General features: G+C 71.6%; 7 protein-coding genes. 6 read left to right on the forward strand and 1 reads right to left on the reverse strand.

From position 1 onward, the window contains the following. On the reverse strand, nucleotides 1–671 hold a 671-nt coding region (locus VFH10_RS02300; protein WP_414689822.1), incomplete at its 3' end, for a heme o synthase. Nucleotides 672–935: 264 nt separating this feature from the next. Between VFH10_RS02300 and tkt the strand changes: the two genes are divergently transcribed. From tkt to pgl, 6 genes are all read left to right on the forward strand, one after another. Then, nucleotides 936–2,972 carry a transketolase gene (tkt, locus tag VFH10_RS02305; protein ID WP_414689823.1) on the forward strand — a complete coding sequence of 679 codons (2,037 nt, stop codon included), beginning with the start codon at nucleotides 936–938 and terminating at the stop codon, nucleotides 2,970–2,972. A gap of 51 nt (nucleotides 2,973–3,023) precedes the next feature. After that, the gene (gene tal / locus VFH10_RS02310; protein ID WP_325125524.1) at nucleotides 3,024–4,154 is read left to right on the forward strand and encodes a transaldolase; all 1,131 of its coding nucleotides are present in this window, start codon (nucleotides 3,024–3,026) and stop codon (nucleotides 4,152–4,154) included. Continuing rightward, nucleotides 4,151–5,788, forward strand: coding sequence for a glucose-6-phosphate isomerase (locus VFH10_RS02315; protein WP_325125526.1), 1,638 nt, complete (start codon nucleotides 4,151–4,153; stop codon nucleotides 5,786–5,788). Before tal ends, VFH10_RS02315 begins: the two co-directional genes overlap by 4 nt. Next, nucleotides 5,785–7,344, forward strand: a complete 1,560-nt coding sequence (gene zwf, locus VFH10_RS02320) for a glucose-6-phosphate dehydrogenase (RefSeq protein ID WP_325125528.1) — start codon at nucleotides 5,785–5,787, stop codon at nucleotides 7,342–7,344. The genes VFH10_RS02315 and zwf overlap by 4 nt, the downstream gene beginning before the upstream one ends. 2 nt (nucleotides 7,345–7,346) lie before the next feature. Then, nucleotides 7,347–8,285: a glucose-6-phosphate dehydrogenase assembly protein OpcA gene (locus VFH10_RS02325; RefSeq protein WP_325125530.1), complete on the forward strand. Its 939-nt coding sequence runs from the start codon at nucleotides 7,347–7,349 to the stop codon at nucleotides 8,283–8,285. 1 nt (nucleotide 8,286) lies between these two features. Further along, nucleotides 8,287–8,923 (forward strand): 6-phosphogluconolactonase (pgl, locus tag VFH10_RS02330; protein ID WP_325125532.1); only part of this gene is annotated, 637 nt, incomplete at its 3' end.

An 8,923-nucleotide genomic window follows, 5' to 3' on the forward strand; every position in this document is an offset into this window, starting at 1 on the left:
GGCAGCATCGGCACGTCGGCCGCCGCGTAGTCCTCGCGGTAGCGGATCGCCAGCGCCCAGAAGTGCGGCGGCGTCCAGAAGAACACGACCAGGAACAGCACCACCGGTGCCCAGGCGAGCTCTCCGGTGACCGCCGTCCAGCCGATCAGCGCCGGGAAGCAGCCGGCGGCGCCGCCCCAGACGATGTTCTGCGTCGTCCGGCGCTTGAGGATCATCGTGTAGCCGACGACGTAGAAGACGTTCGCGGCCAGCGCGAGCGCGGCGGACAGCCAGTTGACGAGCAGTCCGAGCCACAACGTCGACACCACACCGAGCACCAGGCCGAAGACCAGGGCGGCGCGGGTGGTGACGATGTGCCGGGGCAGCGCACGACGGCGGGTACGCCGCATCCGCTCGTCGATGTCCGCGTCGTACACGCAGTTCAACGCGTTGGCGCTGCCGGCCGACAGGGTGCCGCCGACGACGGTGGCGACGACCAGTGCGAGCGGCGGGACACCGCCCTCCGCGAGGAACATCACCGGCACGGTGGTCAGCAGCAGCAGCTCGATGATCCGCGGCTTGGTCAGCCCGACGTACGCCGCGACCACGTCGCGAAGTCCCGGAGCAGCGGGCAGATGCGTCCGCCCAGCGCTGCTCAACGAGACGTCGGGGTCGACGGCGGTCACGCACACCTCTGGGGTCGGACGACAGTTCGCTGTCCCGAGGCGCCACACGGACGCGCGCCGGGCAGGCCCGAGTCTAGTGCTCAATGTGCCTGAGGGAGGCATCGGGAGGCGCCGGACGCCCTGTGCATCGCCTCACCTCTCCTGAGTAGGCTCGGGCCCGTGGCCGCATCGGCCGGCCAGGCACCTCGCCGGAAGGAAACGCAGCTCGTGAGCAAGCTCGAATGGACCGACCTCGACCAGCGTGCCGTCGACACCTCGCGCGTGCTGGCCATGGACGCCGTCCAGAAGGTCGGCAACGGCCACCCCGGCACCGCGATGTCGCTCGCCCCGGTTGCCTACACGCTGTTCCAGAAGGTGATGCGGCACAACCCGGCCGACCCCGACTGGCTCGGCCGCGACCGCTTCGTGCTGTCCTGCGGGCACAGCAGCATCACGCTCTACACACAGCTGTACCTCGGCGGCTTCGGTCTCGAGCTCGACGACCTCAAGTCGCTGCGCACCTGGGGCAGCAAGACCCCGGGCCACCCCGAGCACGGCCACACCGCCGGCGTCGAGACCACCACCGGTCCGCTCGGACAGGGTGTCGCGAACGCGGTCGGGATGGCGATGGCGGCCCGACGCGAGCGCGGCCTCCTCGACGCCGAGGCCGCACCCGGCGAGAGCCCGTTCGACCACCACATCTACGCGCTGTGCAGCGACGGCGACCTTGAGGAAGGGGTCTCCAGCGAGGCCTCCTCACTGGCCGGTCACCAGCAGCTCGGCAACCTGACCCTGATCTACGACGACAACCAGATCTCGATCGAGGGCGACACCGACATCGCGTTCTCCGAGGACGTCTCCGCCCGCTACCGGGCCTACGGCTGGCACGTGCAGGACGTCGACTGGACCAACGGCGGCCGGGAGTACGTCGAGGACGTCCAGGCGCTGTGGGAGGCGATCGAGAAGGCGCGCCGCGTCACCGACCGCCCGAGCTTCATCAACCTCCACACGGTGATCGCGTGGCCCGCGCCCAACGCGCAGGGCACCGGCAAGGCACACGGCTCGGCCCTCGGCGAGGACGAGGTCGCGGCCACCAAGAAGATCCTGGAGTTCGACCCGAGCCTCACCTTCGAGGTGACCGAGGACGTGCTCGACCACACCCGCGCCCTCGTCGAACGCGGTCGCGACGCGCAGGCCGCCTGGCAGGACCGGTACGACGCGTGGGCGACCCGTTACCGGCAGCGCGCCGCCCTGCTCGAGCGGATGCGCAGCCGCACCCTCCCGACCGGCTGGGACCAGGCCCTGCCGAGCTTCGACGCCGACGCGAAGGGCGTCGCCACCCGCAAGGCGTCCGGCGAGGTGCTGAGCGCCCTCGCCCCGGCGCTGCCGGAGCTGTGGGGCGGGTCGGCCGACCTCGCCGAGTCCAACAACACGACTCCCAAGGGCGAGCCGAGCTTCGTGCCGGAGGAGCGGTCCACCAAGGACTTCCAGGGCAACGAGTACGGCCGGGTGCTGCACTTCGGGATCCGCGAGCACGCCATGGGGTCGGTGATGAACGGCATCGCGCTGCACGGGGGCACGCGCGTCTACGGTGGCACCTTCCTCGTGTTCTCCGACTACATGCGTCCGGCCGTGCGACTCGCGGCGCTGATGCAGCTGCCCGTCACCTACGTGTGGACCCACGACTCGATCGGCCTCGGCGAGGACGGCCCGACCCACCAGCCGGTGGAGCACCTCGCGGCGCTGCGGGCGATCCCCGGTCTCGACGTCGTCCGCCCCGCCGACGCCAACGAGACCGTCGCCGCCTGGAAGACCGTGCTCGAGCACACCGACCGTCCGGCCGGTCTGGCGCTGACCAGGCAGAACGTGCCGACGTTCCCCCGCGGCACCGACGGGTTCGCGACCACCGAGGGCGTCGCCAAGGGCGGCTACGTCCTGATCGACGCCGAGGGCGGCGTGCCCGACGTGGTCCTGGTCGGCACCGGGTCCGAGGTGCAGCTCGCCGTGGCCGCACGCGAGAGGCTCGCGGAGAAGGGCGTCCGCGCCCGCGTCGTGTCGATGCCGTGCCGCGAGTGGTTCGACGCCCAGGACCAGGCCTACCGCGACTCGGTGCTGCCCCCGATCGTGAAGGCCCGGGTGAGCGTCGAGGCGGGCGTCGCGCAGGGCTGGCGCGAGGTCGTCGGACCGCACGGCCGGATGGTCTCCCTCGACCACTTCGGCGCCTCGGCCGCCTTCGCGACGATCTTCGAGGAGTTCGGCATCACCGCCGAAGCCGTCGTACTCGCCGCCGAGGACAGCATCCGCTCGGCCCAGGCGAGCGACGCCTGAACGAACCGGCCACGGGTACCAACTGAATACCGACCCCCACGGGAGGATCCCATGTCTGAACGTCTCACTGCCCTCGCCGAAGCAGGCGTATCGATCTGGCTGGACGACCTGTCCCGCGAGCGGATCGAGACCGGCAACCTCGCCGAGCTGGTCAAGAACAGCTCGGTCGTCGGCGTGACCACCAACCCGACGATCTTCGCCACGGCCCTCTCCGACGGTGAGCGGTACGACGACCAGCTCCGCGGCCTGGTCGAGGGGGGAGCATCGGTGGACGACGCCATCTTCGAGCTCACCACCACCGACGTGCGCAACGCCTGCGACGTCCTCTCGGAGGCGTTCTCGGCCTCCGGCGGCGTCGACGGCCGGGTGTCCATCGAGGTGCCGCCGGGACTCGCGTTCGACACCGGGGCCACCGTGGCGGCGGCCGAGAAGCTGTGGGCGGCCGTCGACCGGCCCAACCTGTTCATCAAGATCCCGGCCACCACCGAAGGCCTGCCCGCCATCACCGAGGTGCTCGGCAAGGGCATCAGCGTCAACGTCACGCTGATCTTCGGGCTCGGCAGGTACGACAAGGTGATGGACGCCTACCTGGCCGGCCTCGAGGCCGCCAAGGCGGCCGGACACCCGCTCCAGGACATCCACTCCGTGGCGTCGTTCTTCGTCTCCCGCGTGGACACCGAGATCGACGCGCGGCTCGACAAGCTCATCGGCGGCGGCGGAGACAAGTCGACGCTGGCCGGCCTCAAGGGCAAGGCCGCGGTCGCCAACGCCCGGCTCGCCTACGAGGCCTATGAGAAGAAGTTCGCGAGCGAGAGGTTCATGGCGCTCAAGGCCGACGGTGCCAACACCCAGCGCCCGCTGTGGGCCTCGACGGGCGTGAAGAACCCCGACTACTCCGACACGCTCTACGTCTCCGAGCTCGTCGTGGCCAACACCGTGAACACCATGCCTGAGAAGACCATGCTGGCGTTCGCCGACCACGGCGAGCTCGAGGGCGACATGGTGACCACGCGGTACGACGACGCGCGCGCGGTCATGGCCGCCCTGGGCGAGGCGGGCATCGAATACGACGACGTCATCGCCACGCTGGAGCAGGAAGGCGTCGACAAGTTCGTCAAGTCGTGGGACGAGCTGGTGGAGACCGTGCGCGGTCAGATGGGGTCCCGGACGGACGCCTCATGACCGGGGCCCTCGAGCCCCTGTCGATCAGCGCGACCGGGGCTGCGGCCGACGCCATCGCGCGTCACGTCCCCGACCTGGTCGGCGACAAGTTCGCCAGCCGGCTCTTCGACAAGGACGCCTCCCTCTGGGGTGAGGACGCCGAGTCCGAGGCCGGCATCCGCCTCGGCTGGACCGGGCTGCACCGCACGTCGCGCCCGCTCCTCGGCGCGATCGCCGCGCTACGCGAGGAGCTCCGCGACGAGGGTGCCGACCACGTCGTCCTCTGCGGCATGGGCGGCTCGTCCCTCGCGCCCGAGGTCATCTGCGCGACGACCGGCGTGGAGCTCACCGTCCTCGACTCGAGCGACCCCTCCCAGGTGGCGGCCGCGCTGGCCGACCGGCTCGAGCGCACCGTCGTGGTGGTGTCCAGCAAGTCGGGGTCGACGGTGGAGACCGACTCCCAGCGTCGGGCGTACGTCGACGCGTTCACCCGCGCCGGGATCGACCCCACCCGGCGCGTCGTCATCGTCACCGACCCCGGGTCGCCGCTCGACGTGCAGTCCCGCGCCGACGGCTACCGCGTCGTCAACGCCGACCCCGAGGTGGGTGGCAGGTTCTCGGCCATGACCGCCTTCGGCCTGGTGCCGAGCGGCCTGGCCGGTGCCGACATCGAGGCCCTGCTCGACGAGGCCGACGCCGTCGCCGACCTCCTGGCCGACGACGACGAGGGCAACCCGGCCCTCCGGCTGGGTGCCGCGATGGCCGGCACCGACCCGCCGCGCGACAAGCTCGTCGTGGTCGACGACGGCTCCGGCCTGGCCGGCTTCGGCGACTGGGCCGAGCAGCTCGTCGCCGAGAGCACCGGCAAGGACGGCAAGGGCATCCTGCCGGTCGTCGTGGACGACTCGTCCGACCCGGAGGTGGCGCTGCCACCCCAGGACACCACCGTCGTGCACCTCACCAGGGACACCGACGACGACCCGGAGACCGTGGTCACCCACGGCACCGGCGGGTCCGACGTCACCCTGACCGGCGCGCTCGGCGCCCAGATGCTGCTGTGGGAGGCGGCCACAGCGGTGGCCGGCCGGCTGCTCGGCATCAACCCGTTCGACCAGCCCGACGTCGAGAGCGCCAAGAAGGCCGCCCGCTCCATGCTCGAGGGCAGCCCCGACCAGGATCCGCCGCTGTTCACGGACGGACCGGTCGAGGTCCGCTCCCTCGGCGGCGCAGCCGACGACGCCGGCAGCCTCCGCGAGGCCGTCGACGCCCTGCTGGCAAGGCTCGACCCCGACCGCGGCTACGTCGCCGTGATGGCCTACCTCGACCGGCTGCGACACGCCGACCTGGCCTCCGCCCGGCGCGCCCTCGCCGTCCGCACCAAGCGGCCGGTGACGTTCGGCTGGGGCCCACGTTTCCTGCACTCGACCGGCCAGCTGCACAAGGGTGGGCCGGGGGTCGGCGTCTACCTCCAGGTCACCGGCGCGGCGGAGCCCGACCTCGGCGTACCCGGCCGGGACTACACCTTCGGCAGGCTCATCGCCGCCCAGGCGGCCGGGGACGCGCGCGTGCTCGCCGACCACGGACGGCCGGTGCTCCGGGTCCACCTCACCGACGTCGAGGCGGGGATCGTCGCCCTGCGGGAGGCGCTCGGATGACCGACGAGACCGGACTGGTCTCCGCTGCCGGCGCGCCGTTCGTCAACCCGCTCCGTGATCCGGGGGACCGCCGGCTTCCCCGGATCGCCGGCCCGTGCGGCCTGGTGATCTTCGGCGTCACGGGTGACCTGTCGCGCAAGAAGCTGATGCCGGCGGTCTACGACCTGGCCAGCCGCGGGCTGCTCCCGCCGGGCTTCTCGCTCGTGGGGTTCGCCCGTCGCGACTGGGCCGACCAGGATTTCGCCCAGATCGTCCACGACGCGGTCAAGGAGCACGCCCGCACCGAGTTCCGCGAGGAGGTCTGGCACCAGCTCGCCGAGGGCTTCCGGTTCGTCCCCGGCGACTTCAACGACGACATCGCGTTCGACACCCTGCGCCAGACGATCACCGACCTCGACCGGGTCCGCGGCACTGGTGGCAACCACGCCTTCTACCTGTCGATCCCGCCGCGGTTCTTCTCCGACGTCATCGGGCAGCTCAAGGAGCACGGCCTCGCTCAGCAGGGGCCAGACCAGTGGCGTCGCGTCGTGGTGGAGAAGCCGTTCGGCTCCGACCTCCGGACCGCCCGCGAGCTCAACGCGGTCGTGTCCGAGGTGTTCCCCTCGGGTTCGGTGTTCCGGATCGACCACTACCTCGGCAAGGAGACGGTCCAGAACATCTTGGCGATGCGCTTCGCCAACGCCATGTTCGAGCCGATCTGGAACTCCAACTACGTCGACCACGTGCAGATCACGATGGCCGAGGACATCGGCATCGGCGGCCGAGCCGGCTACTACGACGGCATCGGCGCCGCACGCGACGTGATCCAGAACCACCTGCTCCAGCTGATGGCCCTGATCGCGATGGAGGAGCCGACGTCGTTCGACGCCCAGAGCCTGCGCATCGAGAAGGAGAAGGTGCTCCGCTCGGTCGTGCTCCCCCGGCGCCTCGACCTCAACACCGCCCGCGGGCAGTACACCGCCGGCTGGGCCGGCGGCGTGCAGGTGCCCGGCTACCTCGACGAGCAGGACATCCCACAGAGCTCGCGCACCGAGACCTACGCCGCGCTCACGCTCAACGTCGAGACCCGCCGGTGGGGTGGCGTGCCGTTCTACCTGCGGCACGGCAAGCGGCTGGGTCGTCGCGTCACCGAGGTGGCGATCGTCTTCAAGCGGGCGCCGCACCTGCCGTTCAGCAAGACCGCCACCGAGGAGCTGACCCACAACGCCCTGGTGATCCGGGTGCAGCCCGACGAGGGGGTCACCCTGCGGTTCGGCTCGAAGGTGCCGGGGACGGCGATGGAGATCCGCGACGTCAACATGGACTTCGCGTACGGCGGCTCGTTCACCGAGTCCAGCCCGGAGGCCTACGAGCGGCTGATCCTCGACGTGCTGCTGGGTGAGCCGCCGTTGTTCCCCCGCCACGAGGAGGTCGAGCTGTCCTGGAAGATCCTCGACCCGGTGGTCGAGTATTGGGCCGAGCACGGCAAGCCCGACACCTACGACGCCGGCACCTGGGGTCCCCCGTCTGCCGACAAGATGCTGGCCCGCGACGGGCGCACCTGGCGGAGGCCGTGAAGATGATCGAGCTCCTCGAGACCACCAGCAGCCAGATCGCCGCGGAGTTCGTGCGCGCCCGGCGAAAGGCCGGCAGCCCGGCGATGGGCATGGTGATGACCCTGGTCTTCGTCGTCGACGAGGAGTACGCCGAGGCGGCCATGGCGACCGCCCGCGCCGCGTCGCGGGAGCACCCCGCCCGGGTGCTCGGCGTGATCCTCGGCGACGGGCGCGGCTCGCCCCGGGTCGACGCGAAGGTCGGGATCGGCTCTGGCTGGACCGGCGAGACGGCGATGATCACGCTCAGCGGTGCCGTCACGAAGCATCCCGAGTCCGTGGTCCTGCCGCTCCTGCTCCCGGACTCCCCCGTCGTCGTCTGGTGGCCCGCCAAGGCCCCCGACGACCCGGCCGCGGACCCCCTGGGCCGGCTGGCCCGGCGCCGGATCACCGACGCCGCGGCGGTCCCCACCGGCAAGGCCAAGGCGATGCTGCGCCAGTGCGACAGCTACGCGCCGGGCAACACCGACCTGGCCTGGACCCGGATCACCAGCTGGCGGGCGCTGCTGGCCGCCGCGCTCGACCAGACTCGTGCGAAGGTCACGTCGGCGTCGGTGACCGCCGAGCGGATCAGCCCCAGCGCCGACCTGCTCTCCGCATGGCTGGCCGACCGGCTCAAGGTGCCGGTGGACCGGAAGAGCTCCGGCGGCCCCGGCATCACCCGCGTCGCGCTGAGCACCCGCCAGGGCGACATCACGATCGTCCGCACCGACGGCAAGCTCGCCACTCTCTCGTCGCCGGGCGAGCCCGACCGTCCGGTCGCGCTCAAGCGCCGCGACCTCGACGAGCTGCTGTCCGAGGAGCTGCGCCGCCTCGACCCCGACGACGTCTACGCCCGCACGGTGAAGCGCATGCTGGCCAACGCCCAGGCCGACAGCCGACGCACCAAGAGCGCGAAGAGCTGACATGCCCGGCCACGACCCTGCAGTGGTCGTCCGCGACGACGCGACCGACCTGGCCCGGCACGTCGCCGCGGCCCTGCTCGACCTGATCGAGCAGGCGCAGGCGGACGGCGGCGTTCCGGACGTGTGCCTCACCGGAGGCACCATCGCCGACGCGGTCCACCGGGAGGTCGCCCGACAGTCGGTGGGCCGCAACGTGGACTGGCGTCGCGTCGAGCTGTGGTGGGGCGACGAGCGCTACGTCGACCAGGACGACGGCGAGCGCAACGCCGGCCAGGCCCGCACCGCGTGGCTCTCCCACGTCGACCTCGACCCCGACCGGGTGCACGAGATGCCCTCGTCCGACCAGGAGTACGTCGGCGTGATGGACGCCGCGGCGGCGTACGCCGAGGAGGTCCGCGCGCACGGCTCGGGCCGCTTCGACCTGGTGATGCTGGGGGTCGGACCCGACGGGCACGTCGCCTCGCTGTTCCCCGGCACCCCTCAGCTCGACGCCGACGCCATCACGGTGGCGGTCACCGACTCCCCCAAGCCGCCGCCGCAGCGGGTCAGCCTCACCTTCCCGGCGCTCAACCGGTCCCGGCAGGTGTGGTTCCTCGCTTCGGGTGCCGGCAAGGCCGAGGCGGTCGGCCGGGCCCTCG

Origin of the sequence: Nocardioides sp., assembly GCF_035697785.1 — a bacterium.
Classification (GTDB): domain Bacteria; phylum Actinomycetota; class Actinomycetes; order Propionibacteriales; family Nocardioidaceae; genus Nocardioides_B.